This window comes from Actinomycetospora sp. ABD4_176, from assembly GCF_056311855.1.
In genome coordinates, this window is the sequence record NZ_CM149974.1 from 2,820,812 (window position 1) to 2,837,336 (window position 16,525).

The following is a 16,525-nucleotide window of genomic DNA, read 5'->3' on the forward strand; positions in this document are numbered from 1 at the left end:
GGCGGTCCTCAGAGCATGAGGAGGAGCATCGCGGCCATGCCGACGCTCATCAGGGCGTGGCAGGTCGCCGGGAGGACGCCACCCCGAGCACCGCGGTTCGGCGTGTCGACCTCGGGGGTCACAGCAGTCAGCGTCGCCACCGATCCCTCCGGCACCGCGCCGCCCGAAGGTGCCCCGGCGGGAGCGGCCGGGGGCGGCGCGGTGACAGTCCGGGCAGCCAGGACGGCCCGCGTGGCCCAGAACACGGCCGAGGCGAGCATGACGGCGGCCAGCACGACGGTGATCACGACGGTCCACGCGGGAGGAGCCGCCGGTGGCATCGGCATCGCCATGCCCGGATCGACGGCGTTGCCGGCGCCACCGTGGTGACCGTGTCCGGCCTCGCCACCGCCGGTGTCGTGGACGTGGCCCATGAGCAGCGGCATGGTGGCCACCATCCACACCATGGCGGCCGCCATGAGCGCGTGCGAGCCGCGGGCCAGAGCCCGACCGGCGAGCGCGAGCCGCCCGAAGAGCAGCGTCAGGACCCCGAAGGCGACCAGCTGCGCGATGCCGCTCACCGACGTCGGACCCCCGGTGAGCCCCCACGACATCCCGATCATCGCCACGCTCATCAGGAAGTGGAGGAGCTCCACCACGCGGGCCTCGCCGGTCGCCGCGCCGGCCGACACGGCCGGCGGGCCCGCGCTGATGCGGACGTACCGGACGAGCGCGTACGCCCCGGTCAGGCCGAACAGGACGGTGAACGCGACGGCGACGGGAACCGGGAACATCGACACTCCTCCACGCGGACGGGTGGGAACGACGGTTGGTCGTCCATCGCGGCCGTCCGGTTCCGGGCCGTGCCGAGTTTCTCGGGGACGAGGCGGAGTGATGCTTCTCGTCCACCCGCCGGATTGATCCCTCCGGCGGTCTGCGCGAGGCTCGGATCATCGTGTGCCCCGACGATTGCCGTGCCGCCCCCGCGGACCCGCTCAGCGCCGTCGCCCTGGCGGCGCGCGCCGGCGACCGCGAGGCCGCGCGCGAGCTCGTCACCGCCACCCAGCACCAGGTGTGGCGCCTGCTGGTGAACCTGTCCGACCACGTCGTCGCCGAGGATCTCACCCAGGAAACCTACGAACGCGCGTTCCTGGCGCTGCCCCGGTTCCGCGGCGAGTCCTCGGTGCGCACCTGGCTGCTGACCATCGCCCGCCGGGTCGCCGCCGACCACCTCCGCCGCAGGGGGCGCCGCCCGGCGGAGGCCCCGGACGGCGACCGCGTCGCCGAGTCCGTCGCCGGTCACGGCGATCACGCCGAGCGCGTCGCTCTGAACTCGGTCCTCGCGACCCTGCATTGGGACCGCCGCGAGGCGTTCGTCCTCACCCAGCTGCTCGGCCTGGACTACCGCGAGGCCGCCGCGGTGGTCGGCTGCCCGATCGGCACGATCCGGTCCCGCGTCGCGCGGGCACGTGCCGACCTCGTCGAGGCCGTCGACGGGACGGGACGCGCGGACACAGGCTGACCGCGACCGCCTCCTGGTCTACTGTTGCCACTTCGAGGCAATAGCCGCAGCACCGCGCGACGGAGGCGCCGATGGCGACGAGGAACCGCACCGAGTCCGGGTCCGAACGCGCTGTCGCGGCCGTCGCAGCGGTCTGGTCACGCCGGTCCGAGCGGTACGACGCCTTCTACCGCGGCTACGGCGACAACCGCCGCGAGGCGTGGTCGGCGGCCGCGGCCACCTGGCTCGGCGACGGGCCGCGCCGCGTGCTCGACGTCGGCACCGGCACCGGCTTCCTGTCGACGACGCTCGCGGCGCTGGGTCACCACGTCGTCGCGGTCGACGTGTCCGAGCGCATGCTCGGGCACGCCCGGGCCGAGGCGTCCCGGCGGCGCGTCGGCCCGATCTTCGTGCCGGCTGCCGCCGACACCGTCGGCGACCTCGCCGAGCTCCGCGGCGGCGTCGACGTCGTCACCGCCCGCTACGTGCTCTGGACCCTCCCCGACCCGGTCGCCGCGCTGCGGGCCTGGCAGTCCGTCCTCCGCCCCGGCGGAACGCTGCTCGTCGTCGATGGCATGTGGCGCCCGCGGCGGCCCGACCCGCGGGGTGCGGTCGGGCTCCCGGGGGCCAGGGGACGTCTGCGCCGGGCCCGGGACCGCATCGTGCTGGGTCGGCACGCGCCCTTCTGGCGCGGGCTCGACGCGACGGTCGCGGCGAGCCTGCTCGCCGAGGCGGGGTTCGCGGCGAGCAGGCGCGTCGAGGACGTCCTGCCGCAGTCCGCGTGGCCGGTCGCCGAGGACTTCTTCGTCCTGAGTGCGAGCTGATCCGCACGCCCGTCGCTCGCGAGACCCCCGCAGTTCCTCGGCTCTTGCAACATCTCATCATCTGCTGAGGTCTTGTGGCTGATGCCCGATCTGTGGTGATCTGCCGCGCCCGATCCACGACGAGCAGTAGCGAGGAGGTCACGGGGTGCCACCCGCCCGGTCCCGGGCCGTCTCCGACCGAGAGGCGCGCTGAGTGCTCGCCTCGTTCCGGACCCTGTCGGCCCCGAGCCGTCTCCTGGTGATCAACCAGTTCGGGATCAACGTCGGCTTCTACCTGGTCCTGCCGTTCCTGGCGACGTACATGGCCGGGCTCGGCTACGCGGCGGCGACGATCGGTCTGGTGCTCGCGCTGCGCAACCTCAGCCAGCAGGGGCTCTTCCTCGTCGGCGGGTCCGCCGCGGACCGGATCGGGTGCCGGCCGATGATCATTTTCGGGTGCGCGCTGCGGATCGTCGCCTTCGGGCTGTTCACGCTGGTGGCGTCGCTCCCCGGTCTGATCGTCGCCGCGGTGCTCACCGGCCTCGCCGGCGCCTTCTTCAACCCGGCGGTGCGCGCCTACCTCATGCACGAGGCGGGCGACCGGCGCGCCGAGGTGTTCTCGGTGTTCAACGTCTTCGCCCACGCCGGTGCGCTCGTCGGCCCGCTGCTCGGCGCCGCGCTGCTCGCCGTCGACTTCCGACTCGTCGCGCTCGTGGCGTGCGCGGTGTTCACCGTGCTGACCGTCGCGCAGCTCTTCGTCCTGCCCGCCCGGGCCGTCGAGCGCCAGGACCGTGGCGTGCTCGGCAGCTGGTGGGAGGTCGTCGCCAACCGCCGCTTCGTGCTGTTCGCCCTCGGCGGCGCCGCCTACTTCGCGCTCTACAACCAGCTCTACCTCGTCCTGCCGGTCGAAGCCCAGCGGGTGTCCGGCGTCGCGGGTGCGGTGAGCGCAGTCTTCGTGGTCTCCACCCTCGTCGGGATCCTGGGGCAGGTCCGCATCACCGCCTGGTGCCGGGCGCGGTGGAGCGCGGGCCGGTCGATGGCGATCGGTCTGGCCCTCATGGGCCTCGGGTTCGTCCCGCTGGGCCTCGCCGCGCCGTTCCTCGCGACCGCGCCCCCGGGCGAATGGAGCCTCGCGGGCATCGTGGCCGCCCTGCCCGTCCTGCTCGGCACGGTCGTCTTCACCGTCGGGATGGCGATGACCAACCCGTTCTCCATGGCCCTGCTCCCGGTGGTGGGCAGCGAACGTCTCGCCGGGACCTACTACGGCTTCTACTACCTCGTCTCCGCGGCGGTCGTGGCCGTCGTGAACACCGGTGTCGGCGACCTGCTCGACCGCGCAGGGTCCCCGGACGTCCGATGGCTGCCCTTCGCCGTCCTGCTCGCCGTCGGCGTCGCCGGCGCCGCGGTGATCGGCGGCATGCAGCGCCACGGCGCCCTGGACCCCCGGCCCGCCCCCACCCGGACCTGAGCCCCCGATCGCCGAGGAGCCCGACCATGAGCCGATCCCTCTCACGCCGCACCGTGCTCGGCGGTGCTCTCGCCGCCGGGGCCGCCGCCACGCTCGCTGCGTGTGGCGGCGGAGGGGGTGGCGGCGGTGCCGGCGGTCGGTTCCGCGTCGCGTTCGTCGGCGGCGGCTCGCAGGAGAACCTCGACCCGCACGTCGTGCCACAGTTCGTCGACCAGGCCCGCGCGAAGGCCTGCTTCGACACGCTCGCGGGGTGGGACCAGGTGATGGCGTCCACGCCGCGCCTGGCCGAGTCGTGGGAGGTCGACGGCTCCGGCACCCGCTGGCGGGTCCGCCTGCGGCAGACCACCTGGCACGACGGGCGCCCGTTCACCGCCGACGACGTGCTCTACAGCTTCCGCCGCATCGCCGACCCCGCTACCACGGGCAGCGCCGCCACACTCTTCGAGTCCGTCGACTTCGCGGCCAGCCGCGCGGTGTCCCCGCAGGAGCTCGAGATCGTGCTCGGCACCCCGAACTTCCTGTTCCCGCTGTCGTGGGGCGCGCCGGGCGCCGAGATCGTGCCCGCCGGGACGACCGACTTCGCCCGTCCGATCGGCACCGGTCCCTTCCGGTTCGTGTCGTTCACGCCCGGGGGCCCGGCGCTCTATCGCGCGAACCCCGCCTACTGGGACGGGGCGCCGCCGTCGTCGGAGCTCGAGTTCATCTCGATCGACGACGAGCAGGCCCGCCTCGGGGCACTGCTGTCCGGTCAGGTCGCCTACGCCCACGACCTGCGCCCGACGAGCGCGCGCCAGCTCGAGGGCGACGGGCGCGTCCAGCTCTTGTCCGCGCCCGAGTCGACCACCCAGTTCCTGCCGGTGAAGGTCGACCGACCGCCGTTCAACGACCCCCGGATGCGCGAGGCGGTCCGGCTGGGCATCGACCGCGAGGCGCTGGTGCGGGTGGTCCTGCTCGACCGCGGCCAGGTCGGCAACGACATGTTCGGCCGCGGTGTCGAGTACTACCCCTCCGACGTCCCTCAGATCACCCGCGACCTCCCCCGTGCCCAGGCCCTCGTCCGCGAGGCGGGCGCGGCCAACCAGCCGGTCGAGCTGCTGACCAGCACCAACGACCCGAACTTCGTCCCGGCCGCGAACCTGATCGCCCAGCAGCTGATCGAGGCAGGGCTGCGGGTGACGGTGCGCCAGCTGCCCTCGGCGAACTACTTCTCCCAGGCTCGGGAGCAGGGCGACATCGTCCTGACCCGGACCGGCACGCTGCCCATCCCCGACTACATCGGCCGGCGACGCCTCAGCACCGTCACGAGCAACAACTACACCGGCTACCGCAACCCGCAGATCGACCGGCTCTACGCCACGGCGGTCGGCACACCGGACCCGGCCGCCCGAGGTGCCGCCCTGCGACAGGCCCAGCTGCTGCTCCGACAGGCATCCGGCGACCACGTGTGGGCCACGAGCAACTGGAACGTGGCGGTCACTGCCGGGGTGACCGGGATCGACGTCGCCCGCCCGAACACGGTGACCTGGGCCCGGTTCGACAAGGCCGCGCTGGGCTGAATCCATGACGGGAGTGGGACGGCGCCTGGGAACGGCGGCGGGGCAGGTCGTCGCCGTCGTCGTGATCGTCTTCGTCCTCACCTCGGCGCTGCCGGGCGACACCGCCGAGATCGTGCTCGGCCCCGACGCGACGCCCGATCAGGTCGCCACGCTGCGCGCCCAGCTCGGGCTCGACCGGCCCGCGCTCGAACGCTTCGCGGACTGGGCGGGCGGGCTGCTCACCGGGGATCCGGGCCGGTCGCTGGTGACCGGGCAGCCGGTCGCGACGGAGCTCGCCACGCGGCTCGGCAGCACCGTCCTGCTGGCCGGGCTCGCGCTGGCCGTGCTGGTCCCGCTCGCGGTGCTCGCCGGCGTCGCCGCCGGGCGGCGGCCCGGGACAGTCGGCGACCGGGCACTGGCCGGCACGCTCGCCGCGACCCAGGCTGTCCCCGAGTTCGCGCTCGGGCTGGTGCTGGTCGCGGTGTTCGCGCTGCAGCTCGCGTGGCTCCCCGCCACCGGGGGCGGCGGCGCGCTGATCACCCCGGCGGTGCTCGTGCTGCCGGTCGTGGTGCTCGTCGTCCACCAGCTCGGACGCCTCGCACGTCAGATCCGGATCGGGGTCGTCGAGACCGACGCCGCACCGCACGTCCTGCACCTGCGTCGCCTGGGCCTGCCGGAACCGGTGGTGCTCACCCGCCACGTCCTGCCCGGCGCAGTGGTGCCCTCGGTCCAGCAGTTGGCCCGGATCACCGACGGGCTGCTCGGCGGCGTCGTCGTCGTGGAGGCCCTCTTCGCGCTGCCCGGGGTCGGCGCCGGGTTCGTGGAGGCCGTCGAGGCGAACGACCTGCCCCTCGTGCAGGGCTACGCCCTGCTCTTCGCGCTCACGACGATCGTGGTGAACCTCGTCGCCGACCTCGTGACCGCCCGGCTGACGCCCTACCGCGAGGTGCTCGCGTGAGCGGCCGCACGGGACTCGTCGTCGGCGTGCTGCTGCTGGGCGTGCCGCTGCTGGCGGCCCTGCTCGGCCCGTTCCTCGTGCCCCTGCTCGGCGCCGACGCGCCCCCGGGCACCAGCCCCCTGCTTCCGCCCGGCGACGGGTTCGTTCTGGGCACCGACGTCCTGGGCCGCGACGTGCTCGGGCTCGCCCTGCGCGGCGGGACGTCGGTGGTCGGGCTGACGCTCGGAGCGCTCGCCCTGGCCTACGCGGTCGGCGTCCCGCTCGGACTGCTCATGGCCGCGACCCGGCGCCGCTGGGTCGACACGGCCCTGCTGCGGGCCCTCGACGTGGTGCTGGTACTCCCCTCGCTGCTCCTGCTCCTCGTCCTGGCCGCCACCGAGCGCCGCGGGATCGGCTGGCTGATGCTCGTCGCGTCGCTGGTGTCCCTGCCGCAGATCGTCCGGCTGGTGCGCGGCGCCGCCTCGGCGCCGCACCGGCGCGCGGCGCTCGAGACGATGACGATGGTCGGCGAACCGTGGTGGCGGGTGCGGCTGGTCGAGGCGGGGCGAGTGATCACCGGCCCCGTCGCCGTCGACGCGGGCACCCGTATCGTCCTCGTGCTCGGGCTGCTGGCCAGCGCCAACTTCCTCGGGATCGGCCTGGAGCCGACCGCCATCGACTGGGCGGTGGTCATCGAACAGAACCAGGCCTCGCTGTTCCTCGCCCCCGCTGCGCTGCTGGTCCCCGCCGGGCTGCTCGTCTCGCTGTGCGCCGGGGCGAACCTGCTCGTCGACCACGCGCTCGCTGCGCGGGGGAGCACCCCGTGACCGCGCCGGTGCTGCGACTGGGGAACGTGGGCGCCCACGCGGGCGAGCACGTCCTGCTCGACGGCGTCGATCTCGACCTCGCCGCCGGCCGCGTGGTGGCGGTGATCGGCGAGTCCGGAGCCGGCAAGAGCACGCTGGGCCTCGCGGTGCTCGGCGAGGCGGCCCCCGGGGTGACCGCCTCGGGCAGCGTGCGCGTCGGCGACGTCGAGCTCCTCGGGATCGACGCGGCCCAGCGGCGCGCCCGGCGGGCCGGGCGGGTCGGCCACCTGCCTCAGCATCCGGGCGCCGTGCTCGACCCCGTGCGCCGCTGCGGGCGGGTGCTCGCCGAGCTCGCGTCCACCGTGTACCCCCGCGACCGTGCCGCCCAGCGGGAGGCCGTCCGGGCCGCGCTCGCCCGCGTGGCCCTGCCCGAGGCGCTCGCGCGCCGCTACCCCCACCAGCTCTCCGGTGGGCAACAGCAACGGATGGCACTGGCGCAGACGGTGGTGACCGTCCCCGAGGTCGTCGTGCTCGACGAGCCGACGACCGGCCTCGACCCGGCGACGGCCGGCGAGGTCGTCGAGCAGCTCGCCGCGCTCGCCCGCGACGGCACCGCGATGGTGCTGCTCACCCACGATCACGGGATCGCCCGCGCCCTCGCCGGCGAGGTCGTCGAGCTCGACGCCGGGCATGTCGTCCGGCGCGGCAGGCCGGCCGAGATCCTCGGGCCGGCGCCGCAACCCGACGTGCGCGGACGCGCGAGCGTGGGCCCCGGCCGGCTCGTCGTCGAGGGGCTGAGCGTGCGCGCCGCCGACGGCCGGGTGCTGCTCGACGCCGTCGACCTCGCCGCGGGCGCCGGGGAGTGGCTCGCGGTGCACGGGCGTTCCGGCGCGGGGAAGACCACACTCGCCCGGGTGCTCGCGGGCCTGATCGCCCCGCGCGAGGGTTCCGTTCGGGTCGACGGGGTGCGCCTGGCGGCGGCGGTGGACGACCGGGACCGCGCGGCCCGGCGGCGTGTGCAGTACGTGCACCAGGACGCGGCGTCGTCGTTCCTGCCCGACCGCGCGGTGCTCGACCAGGTCGCCCGGCCCGGGGTCCTGCTGCGGGGCCTCGACACGGCGACCGCCCGCGCCGAGGCGACGGCCCTGCTGGAACGCCTCGCGGTGCACGCGTCGGTGTGCGGGCGTCGCCCCGGGGCGCTGTCCGGGGGTCAGCTGCAGCGGGCGGCGGTCGCGAGGGCGCTGACGGCCCGCCCCTCGGTGCTGGTCGCCGACGAGATGACCTCGGCGCTCGACCCGCACCATCGACGCGAGCTCGTCCTCGCGGTCGACGAGCTGCGCCGCGAGACCGGCACCACGGTGGTCGCGGTGAGCCACGACCTCGAGCTCACCGCCGCGGTCGCCGACCGCGTCGTCGTGCTCGACGCGGGCCGCCTCGTCGAGGCCTCGACCGTCGACGACCTGCTCGCGGCACCCGGCAGCGAGGCCGGGCGTGCGCTCGTCGCCGGCGCGCTCGTCACGGGCGCGAGCGGGTCCGGCTAGATGTCGTGACCCAGGAGAAGACCCTCGCCGCCGCCGCGGGACCCGGCCCCTCCCCGGGTCCCGCGGCGACGCTCACCGTCCGTTCCTCACCGGGCGTCGGTCAGCGGGCGGCGCGGGCCGCCTCGACCATCGCCCGCAGCGTCGGCTCGACCTCGGAGTAGCCGCGGGTCTTCAGCCCGCAGTCCGGGTTCACCCACAGCCGGTCGTCCGGCACCACGCGTTGGGCCTCGGCGACCAGCGACGCGATCTCCGCACGCTCGGGCACGCGCGGCGAGTGGATGTCGTAGACGCCCGGCCCCACGCCGCGGGAGTAGCCGACGGACTCGAGGTCCGCGAGCACCTCCATCCGCGAGCGCGCCGCCTCGATCGTCGTGACGTCGGCGTCGAGGCCGTCGATCGCGTCGATGACATCACCGAACTCGGAGTAGCACAGGTGCGTGTGCACCTGCGTCGTCTCCGCCGCCCCGCCCGTGGCCAGGCGGAACGAGCCCACGGCCCACTCGAGGTAGTCCTTCCAGTCCGCCCTACGCGGCGGGAGCAGCTCGCGCAGCGCGGCCTCGTCGACCTGGATGATCCCGATCCCGGCGGCCTCGAGGTCGGCGATCTCGTCGCGCAGCGCCAGCGCCACCTGGTCGGCGGTCTGGCCGAGCGGCTGGTCGTCGCGGACGAAGGACCACGCGAGGATCGTCACCGGGCCCGTGAGCATGCCCTTGACCGGCTTGCTCGTCAGCGACTGGGCGTACCGCGCCCACTCGACCGTGATCGGCTCGGGGCGCGAGACGTCGCCGTGCAGGATCGGCGGGCGCACGCAGCGCGAGCCGTAGGACTGCACCCAGCCCAGCTCGGTGGTCGCGAAGCCGGGCAGGTTGTCGGCGAAGTACTGCACCATGTCGTTGCGCTCGGGCTCGCCGTGCACCAGCACGTCCAGCCCGATCGCCTCCTGCAGCCGGATCACACGCTCGATCTCGGAGCGCATCCGGTGGGTGTACTCGGCGTCGTCGATCCGCTGGTTCGCCCAGTCCGCGCGCGCCTTACGCACGTCCGGGGTCTGCGGGAACGAGCCGATCGTCGTCGTGGGCAGCGGCGGCAGGCCCAGACGCTCCTCCTGGGCCTTGGCACGCACCGGGTAGTCCGCGCGGGTCCGGTCACCCGGCCCGACCGACGCGACGCGCTGGCGCACGGCCTCGTCCACCGAGCTCGCGACCACCGACGCGGCGTCGGTGACCGCCTGCTGCACGCTCTCCTCGGAGGCGTCGGAGCGCAGGGCGCGGCCGAGCAGGACGACCTCGTCGAGCTTCTGGCGGGCGAAGGCCAGCCGGGCGACGACGCCCGGGTCGAGCGTCGACTCCACGGTCACGTCGTAGGGAACGTGCAGCAGCGAGCAGGAGCTCGAGACCGCGATCTCCCCGACCGAACCCAGGAGCGTCGCCGCGCGGGACAGGGCGCGGGAGACGTCGGTACGCCAGATGTTGCGGCCGTCGACCAGCCCGGCGACCACCGTCTTCTCGCGCAGCGTCGGCAGGGCCGGCACGCGGTCGGCGAGCTGCGGCGCGGTCACGAGGTCGAGGCCGACGCCGTCGACCCGGCTCTCGGCCACGACGTCCAGCGCCGGTCCGGGGTCGCCGTAGGAGAAGGTGACCAGGATGCGGGGGCGCTCGGCGGTGCCGGCGAGGCGGTCGTAGGCGCGACGTAGGGCCGCGAGCTCCTCGTCGCCGCGGTCGGCGACGAAGGCCGACTCCTCGAGCTGCACCCAGGCGGCGCCCGCGTCGGCGAGCTCGGTGAGGAGCTCGGCGTAGACCTCGACGAGCTCGTCGAGGCGCGACAGCGGGGAGAAGCCCTCGGGCGCCTCGTCCCCGGCCTTGGCCAGCAGCAGGTAGGTCACCGGGCCGACGAGCGCCGGCCGGGGGGCGGTGACGCCCGCGGCGGCAGCCTCGCGCAGCCGCGCCACCGGCGTCCGGTCGGCGAGGCGCAGCGAGGTGTCCGGCCCGATCTCGGGGACGAGGTAGTGGTAGTTGGTGTCGAACCACTTGGTCATCTCGAGGGGCGCGGCGGCCTCGGTGCCGCGGGCCATCGCGAAGTACTCGTCGAACGCGGTGCCCTCGCGTCGCCCGTCCGGCCGGAACCGCGGCGGCACGGCGTCGACCATGGCGGTCACGTCGAGGACGTGGTCGTAGTACGAGAACGTGCCCGTCGGCTGCGAATCGAGCCCGGCCTCCGCGAGCTCGCGGTAGGTCTGCTCGCGCAGGTTCGCCGCGACCGTCTCGAGGTCGTCGACGGTGCCCGCACCCTTCCAGTAGGCCTCGAGCGCCTTCTTCAGCTCGCGGCGCGGGCCGATGCGGGGATAGCCCAGGACGGTGGCCCCGATGGGGCCGGACAGGGCAGCAGACACTGCTCTCCTCCTCGTCGAGCGTGTGGGGCTCGCGGAGGTCGCGCAGGTCGGTCACGACACGTCGGCGCCTGCCAGGACAGCCGATGCGACGGGTCCTCCCGCGAGACCTCGAAGCCGCGCGCGCCGGCTCTCGACGCACGCACCGGTGGCAGGTCTTCGGACTCGCGGGCACGGCACCTCTCGGCACCACCTACTGGCCGTCGCTTCCCAGGACCTGGCGGACCCAGTGCTCGTGACGGCGGTCGTTCCCGCTCACCGCTGCGGGGCAGTCCCGGATTCGCACCGGGTTCCCTGTTGCCACCCGGACCGCCACGAGGACGACCCGGGAACCACCAGCGCGCTCGACCGTAGCGCCATCGCGATGCGACGCCTGTGTCCGCGACCACAGCCCGATTCCGGGACACCGCCTGACCAGCGGTGCCAACCGCGGAAACGTTCCGCACGGAAGTCTGCGAAGGGTGCGAAGACGCCCTGACCTGTGACCTCGACGTTCCCGCGACGCGGCAGGATGCCGCCCGTGTCCGGTGACACCGACCTCGACCGCCTGCTCGCGGGCATGGCGCCCCTGCTGCACCCCGAGCGCTACGTCTGGGTGAGCGTGCCCGCGCTGCCCCCGGGCCTCGACCCGCTCGCCACGATCCGCGAGGACGAGGGGGTCTCCGCGGTCGTGCGGGCCGGCGACGCCGAGGCCCACCGGCTCGCCGGGGAGTTCCCCTGCGCCGGCATCACCCTGCGCGTGCACTCCGCGCTCGAGGCCGTCGGCTTCCTCGCCGAGATCGCCCGCGCCCTCTCCGACGCCGGGATCAGCACCAACGCGGTCGCCGGCTTCCACCACGACCACCTGTTCGTGCCCTGGGACCGGCGCGACGACGCGATGGCGGTGCTCCGGGAGCTCGCCAGGGACTGATCTCAGACCGGTGGCTCCGGGTCGTACTGGATGCCGCGGCGGACCTGGCGGGCGCGCTCGGGGCTCACCAACCGCGCCACCAGGTGCAGTGCCATGTCGATGCCGGCCGAGACCCCGGAGCTCGTGACGACGTCGCCGTCGTCGACGAAGCGGTCCTCGCGGCGGACCTCGATGGTCGGATCGGTCTCGCCGAGGACGTCGAGCGACGCGTGGTGGGTGGTCGCGGGACGCCCGGCGAGCAGGCCCGCGGCGGCGTAGACGAGCGAGCCGGTGCAGACGCTGGTCATCAACGGCACCTCCGCGCGCCACCGCTTGACCTGCTCGAGGTGCGCGGCGTCGCGCATCAGCGGCCGCGTGCCCCGGCCCCCGGGGTGCAGGAGGATCTCGACGGGCGGCAGGTCGGCCGTCGCCCGCTCGGGGACGACCGTGAGGCCCTTCGCGCAGTGCACGGGCCCGCCGGTCGCCGAGAACGTCGTGACCCGGTAGCCGTCCTCGGGGTAGGTCGCCGTCCAGAAGGCCAGGACCTCCCACGGTCCGATCGCGTCGAGCTCCTCGACGCCGTCGAACAGCAGGATCGCCAGCCACCGCTCCACGGGCTCACTCACGGGCACAGCATGCCGCCGATCACACGTCGGGGCGAGGGCGTGAAAAGCGGGCCCCGCGGCGTCAACGACGCGTCAAGGGGGCGACCCGCGCCCGCTCGCGAGCGGACGCTCGGCGGTCGGTGCGCCGCGGTCCGGCGCGGCGCCGATCGAGAAGGGGATCCGGTGCTCGACCTCCTCTACGCGGGCGTGGTGATCGTGGTGTTCGCGATCCTGCTGCTCGCCGTCCGCGGGCTGGACCGACTGTGAGCGCGGCGGCCGTCACCAACCTGCTCGGCGGGCTGGTCGCGCTGGGCCTGCTGATCTACCTCGTGATCGCCCTGCTCCGCCCGGAGCGGTTCTGATGGCGGGGTTCGCGCAGGTCGCCGTCCTGCTGGTGCTGCTCGCGGCGGCGTGGCGCCCGCTCGGTGACTGGATGGCGCGCGTCTACACCGACGAGCGCGACTGGCGCGTCGAGCGCGGCGTCTACCGGCTCGTGCGCGTGGACCCCCGCTCCGAGCAGCGGGCCGGCACCTACGCGGTCGCGATCCTCGCGTTCTCGTTCGCCGGGATCGTCCTGCTCTACCTGCTGGCGCGGCTGCAGTCGTTCCTGCCGTTCGCCGTCGACCGCGGGGCCGTCGAGCCGGGGATCGCGTTCAACACCGCGATCTCGTTCGTCACCAACACCAACTGGCAGTCCTACGTGCCCGAGACGGTCATGGGCCACACGGTCCAGCTGGCCGGCCTGACCGTGCAGAACTTCGTCTCGGCCGCGGTCGGCATGGCGGTCGCCGTCGCCCTGGTCCGCGGCTTCGTCCGCAGCCGCACCGACCGGCTCGGCAACGCGTGGGTCGACATCGTCCGCGGCTGCACCCGGATCCTGCTGCCGATCGCGGCCGTCGCCGCCGTCGCACTCGTCGCCACGGGCGTCGTGATGAGCCTGCGGGCGGGCGTCGACGTCATCGGCCCGGACGGACGCCCGTCGACGATCGCGCTCGCACCGACCGCCTCCCAGGAGTCGATCAAGGAGCTCGGCACCAACGGCGGGGGCATCTTCAACGCCAATTCCGCGCACCCCTTCGAGAACCCGAACCCGATCTCGAACATGCTGGAGAACTTCCTCCTGCTCGTGATCCCGGTGGCCCTGACACGCACGTTCGGGCGCATGGTCGGTTCGATGCGCCAGGGCGTGTCGCTGCTCGCCGTCATGGCCGGGCTGTGGGGCGTCATGCTCGCGGTGATCTGGACCGCCGAGGCCACCAGCCCCGCGTTCGCGGGCGCGAACCTCGAGGGCAAGGAGGTCCGCTTCGGCATCCCGGCCTCGGCGCTGTGGGCGAACTCCACGACCGGGACCTCGACGGGCGCGGTCAACTCGATGCACGACAGCTTCTCCGCCTTCGGCGGCGGCGGGGCGATGCTGAACATGCTGTTCTCGGAGATGACGCCGGGCGGCGTCGGCGCCGGGCTCTACGGGATCCTCATCGTCGCGATCGTCGCGGTGTTCCTCGCCGGACTGATGGTCGGGCGCACCCCGGAGTACCTCGGCAAGCGCCTCGGGCGCCGCGAGGTGACGTGCGCGGTGGTCGTCGTGCTGACGATGCCGGCGCTCGTGCTGCTCGGCACCGGGCTCGCGATCTCCCTGCCGTCGACCGCCGACGCCATGACGAACTCGGGGCCCCACGGCCTGTCGGAGGTCATGTACGCCTACGCCTCGGCGTCGAACAACAACGGCTCGGCGTTCGCCGGGCTGACGGTCACGAGCGGGTTCTTCCAGACCACGCTCGGGATCGCGATGCTGCTCGGCCGCTTCCTGCCGATCGTCGCCGTGCTCGCCCTGGCCGGGCTGCTCGCCCGCCAACCGCGGGTCGCGCCGTCGTCCGGGACGCTCTCGACCGGCACGCCCCTGTTCTCGGTGCTCGTCGCCGGCACGATCGTGCTGGTCGCGGCGATCACCTTCCTCCCGGCACTCGCCCTGAGCCCCCTCGCGGAGGGACTGGCATGACCGCCCCCACCGTCCACACCCCGCGCCCGCCGGCCGAGGCCGAGGAGCTCCACGCCTCCCGCACCGGTCGCGCCGTCGGCGCCGGGGCCTTCCGCCCCGCGCAGCTGCTGGAGTCGCTGCCCACCGCGCTGCGCAAGCTCGACCCGCGCCACCAGGTGCGCAACCCCGTCATGTTCGTGGTGTGGGTCGGGTCGGTCGTCGTCACCGTGGCGGCGATGATCGACCCCAGCGTGTTCGCCTGGTCGATCGCGATCTGGCTGTGGTTCACCGTGGTCTTCGCGAACCTGGCCGAGGCCGTCGCGGAGGGCCGCGGGCGCGCCCAGGCCGCCGCGCTGCGCGCCACGCGCACCGACACCGTCGCCTCCCGGGAGGACGGCTCGACGCTGCCGGCCGCGGACCTGCAGGTCGGGGACCGCGTCGTCGTCGAGGCCGGGCAGGTCATCCCCGGCGACGGCGAGATCGTGGAGGGCATCGCGACGGTCGACGAGTCCGCGATCACCGGCGAGTCCGCTCCCGTCGTCCGGGAGTCCGGCGGGGACTTCTCCTCCGTCACCGGCGGCACGACGGTGCTCTCGGACCGCATCGTCGTGCGGATCACCGCGAAGCCGGGCGAGTCGTTCGTCGACCGGATGATCGCGCTGGTCGAGGGCGCGCAGCGGCAGAAGACGCCGAACGAGATCGCGCTGACGATCCTGCTCTCGGCGCTGACGATCGTGTTCCTGCTGGCCGTCGTGACGCTGCAGCCGATGGCCGGTTACTCCGGCGAGCAGCAGTCGCTCGTGGTGCTCGTCGCCCTGCTCGTGTGCCTGATCCCGACGACGATCGGCGCGCTGCTCTCCGCGATCGGCATCGCGGGCATGGACCGGATGGTGCAGCGCAACGTCCTCGCCACCTCGGGCCGCGCGGTCGAGGCCGCCGGCGACGTGTCGACGCTGCTGCTCGACAAGACCGGGACGATCACCTACGGCAACCGTCGTGCGACGGCTCTCCACCCCCTCGACGGGGTCGACGCCCTCGAGCTGGCGCGGGCCGCCCGGCTCGCGAGCCTGGCGGACACCACGCCCGAGGGACGTTCGATCGTCGCGCTGTGCGCCGAGCAGCACGACCTGCCCGCCGAGGCGGACGCCCGCGAGGCCGCCGCAGAGTTCGTCCCCTTCAGCGCCACCACCCGCATGTCGGGGGTGAGCATCGAGGGGCGCGAGGTGCGCAAGGGCGCGACCTCGGCGGTCATCGCCTGGCTCGGGGACGACACCGACCGCGCCCGCCTCGAGGCGATCTCGACCGGGATCGCCGAGCGCGGCGGCACGCCGCTGGTGGTCGCCGACGGTTCCCGGGCGCTCGGGGTCGTCGAGCTCTCGGACGTCGTCAAGCCCGGGATCGCGGAGCGGTTCGCCGAGCTGCGCACGATGGGCATCAAGACCGTCATGATCACGGGCGACAACCCGGTGACGGCGCGGGCCATCGCCGCCGAGTCGGGCGTCGACGACTTCCTGGCCGAGTCCACCCCGGAGGACAAGCTCGCGCTCATCCGCCAGGAGCAGGCCGGCGGGCGCATGGTCGCCATGACCGGCGACGGCACCAACGACGCGCCCGCGCTGGCGCAGGCCGACGTGGGCGTCGTCATGAACTCGGGGACGACCGCGGCCAAGGAGGCCGGCAACATGGTCGACCTCGACTCCGACCCCACCAAGCTGATCGGGGTCGTCGAGGTGGGCAAGCAGATGCTCATCACCCGGGGCGCCCTGACCACGTTCTCGCTGGCCAACGACCTCGCGAAGTACTTCGCGATCCTGCCCGCGATGTTCCTCGCGATCTTCCCGCAGCTCGCCGCGCTCAACGTCATGGCGCTCGCCACCCCGCGGTCGGCGATCCTCTCGGCGGTCATCTTCAACGCGTTGATCATCGTCGCGCTGATCCCGCTCGCCCTGCGCGGCGTGCGCTTCCGCCCGTCCACGTCCGACCGGCTGTTGCGCCGCAACCTGCTCGTGTACGGGCTCGGCGGCATCGTCGTCCCGTTCGTCGGCATCGTCGGCATCGACCTCGTCGTCCGGCTCGTGCCGGGGATCGGGTGACCGC

The 16,525-nt window shown here is 74.0% G+C and carries 14 protein-coding genes and 1 riboswitch; of the genes, 11 read left to right on the forward strand and 3 right to left on the reverse strand.

All coding sequences use genetic code 11. The annotated features are described in order from the left end of the window. Window positions 1-8: 8 nt before the first annotated feature. Window positions 9-773, reverse strand: coding sequence for a DUF5134 domain-containing protein (locus ACYX4T_RS13670; RefSeq protein ID WP_476015036.1), 765 nt, complete (start codon window positions 771-773; stop codon window positions 9-11). A gap of 161 nt (window positions 774-934) precedes the next feature. On the opposite strand from ACYX4T_RS13670, the gene ACYX4T_RS13675 reads away from it, so the two are divergent. The 7 genes from ACYX4T_RS13675 (at window position 935) to ACYX4T_RS13705 (ending at window position 8,570) form a co-directional block, all read left to right on the forward strand. Next, window positions 935-1,501 carry a sigma-70 family RNA polymerase sigma factor gene (locus ACYX4T_RS13675; RefSeq protein WP_476015037.1) on the forward strand — a complete coding sequence of 189 codons (567 nt, stop codon included), beginning with the start codon at window positions 935-937 and terminating at the stop codon, window positions 1,499-1,501. 71 nt (window positions 1,502-1,572) lie between these two features. Continuing rightward, complete coding sequence (locus ACYX4T_RS13680) at window positions 1,573-2,304, forward strand: class I SAM-dependent methyltransferase (protein WP_476015038.1); 732 nt, start codon at window positions 1,573-1,575, stop codon at window positions 2,302-2,304. A 193-nt stretch (window positions 2,305-2,497) separates the two neighbouring features. After that, window positions 2,498-3,751, forward strand: coding sequence for an MFS transporter (locus ACYX4T_RS13685; protein ID WP_476015039.1), 1,254 nt, complete (start codon window positions 2,498-2,500; stop codon window positions 3,749-3,751). Between the two features lie 26 nt (window positions 3,752-3,777). Then, window positions 3,778-5,307 carry an ABC transporter substrate-binding protein gene (locus ACYX4T_RS13690; RefSeq protein ID WP_476015040.1) on the forward strand — a complete coding sequence of 510 codons (1,530 nt, stop codon included), beginning with the start codon at window positions 3,778-3,780 and terminating at the stop codon, window positions 5,305-5,307. A 4-nt stretch (window positions 5,308-5,311) separates the two neighbouring features. After that, complete coding sequence (locus ACYX4T_RS13695; RefSeq protein ID WP_476015041.1) at window positions 5,312-6,244, forward strand: ABC transporter permease; 933 nt, start codon at window positions 5,312-5,314, stop codon at window positions 6,242-6,244. Further along, on the forward strand, window positions 6,241-7,050 hold the full coding sequence (locus ACYX4T_RS13700) for an ABC transporter permease subunit (protein ID WP_476015042.1): 810 nt from the start codon (window positions 6,241-6,243) through the stop codon (window positions 7,048-7,050). The genes ACYX4T_RS13695 and ACYX4T_RS13700 overlap by 4 nt, the downstream gene beginning before the upstream one ends. Further along, window positions 7,047-8,570, forward strand: coding sequence for an ABC transporter ATP-binding protein (locus ACYX4T_RS13705; RefSeq protein ID WP_476015043.1), 1,524 nt, complete (start codon window positions 7,047-7,049; stop codon window positions 8,568-8,570). The genes ACYX4T_RS13700 and ACYX4T_RS13705 overlap by 4 nt, the downstream gene beginning before the upstream one ends. A 100-nt stretch (window positions 8,571-8,670) precedes the next feature. On the opposite strand, the gene metE is transcribed toward ACYX4T_RS13705, so the two are convergent. Then, the gene (metE, locus tag ACYX4T_RS13710) at window positions 8,671-10,947 is read right to left on the reverse strand and encodes a 5-methyltetrahydropteroyltriglutamate--homocysteine S-methyltransferase (protein WP_476015273.1); all 2,277 of its coding nucleotides are present in this window, start codon (window positions 10,945-10,947) and stop codon (window positions 8,671-8,673) included. A 142-nt stretch (window positions 10,948-11,089) separates the two neighbouring features. Beyond that, window positions 11,090-11,308, reverse strand: a riboswitch (cobalamin riboswitch). 168 nt (window positions 11,309-11,476) lie between these two features. Here metE and ACYX4T_RS13715 point away from each other — a divergent pair. Next, the gene (locus tag ACYX4T_RS13715; RefSeq protein WP_476015044.1) at window positions 11,477-11,866 is read left to right on the forward strand and encodes an ACT domain-containing protein; all 390 of its coding nucleotides are present in this window, start codon (window positions 11,477-11,479) and stop codon (window positions 11,864-11,866) included. A gap of 2 nt (window positions 11,867-11,868) precedes the next feature. Here ACYX4T_RS13715 and ACYX4T_RS13720 read toward each other — a convergent pair whose 3' ends face one another. Beyond that, the gene (locus ACYX4T_RS13720) at window positions 11,869-12,471 is read right to left on the reverse strand and encodes a DJ-1/PfpI family protein (protein ID WP_476015045.1); all 603 of its coding nucleotides are present in this window, start codon (window positions 12,469-12,471) and stop codon (window positions 11,869-11,871) included. Window positions 12,472-12,713: 242 nt separating this feature from the next. Here ACYX4T_RS13720 and kdpF point away from each other — a divergent pair, with 242 nt between their 5' ends. The 3 genes from kdpF to kdpB are packed head-to-tail and all read left to right on the forward strand — an operon-like array spanning window position 12,714 to window position 16,521. Then, on the forward strand, window positions 12,714-12,812 hold the full coding sequence (gene kdpF / locus ACYX4T_RS13725; RefSeq protein ID WP_476015046.1) for a K(+)-transporting ATPase subunit F: 99 nt from the start codon (window positions 12,714-12,716) through the stop codon (window positions 12,810-12,812). Beyond that, window positions 12,812-14,449, forward strand: a complete 1,638-nt coding sequence (kdpA, locus tag ACYX4T_RS13730) for a potassium-transporting ATPase subunit KdpA (RefSeq protein ID WP_476015047.1) — start codon at window positions 12,812-12,814, stop codon at window positions 14,447-14,449. The genes kdpF and kdpA overlap by 1 nt, the downstream gene beginning before the upstream one ends. Next, entirely contained in the window at window positions 14,446-16,521 is a 2,076-nt protein-coding gene (gene kdpB / locus ACYX4T_RS13735; protein ID WP_476015048.1) for a potassium-transporting ATPase subunit KdpB, read from the forward strand. The genes kdpA and kdpB overlap by 4 nt, the downstream gene beginning before the upstream one ends. The last annotated feature ends 4 nt before the right edge of the window (window positions 16,522-16,525 follow it).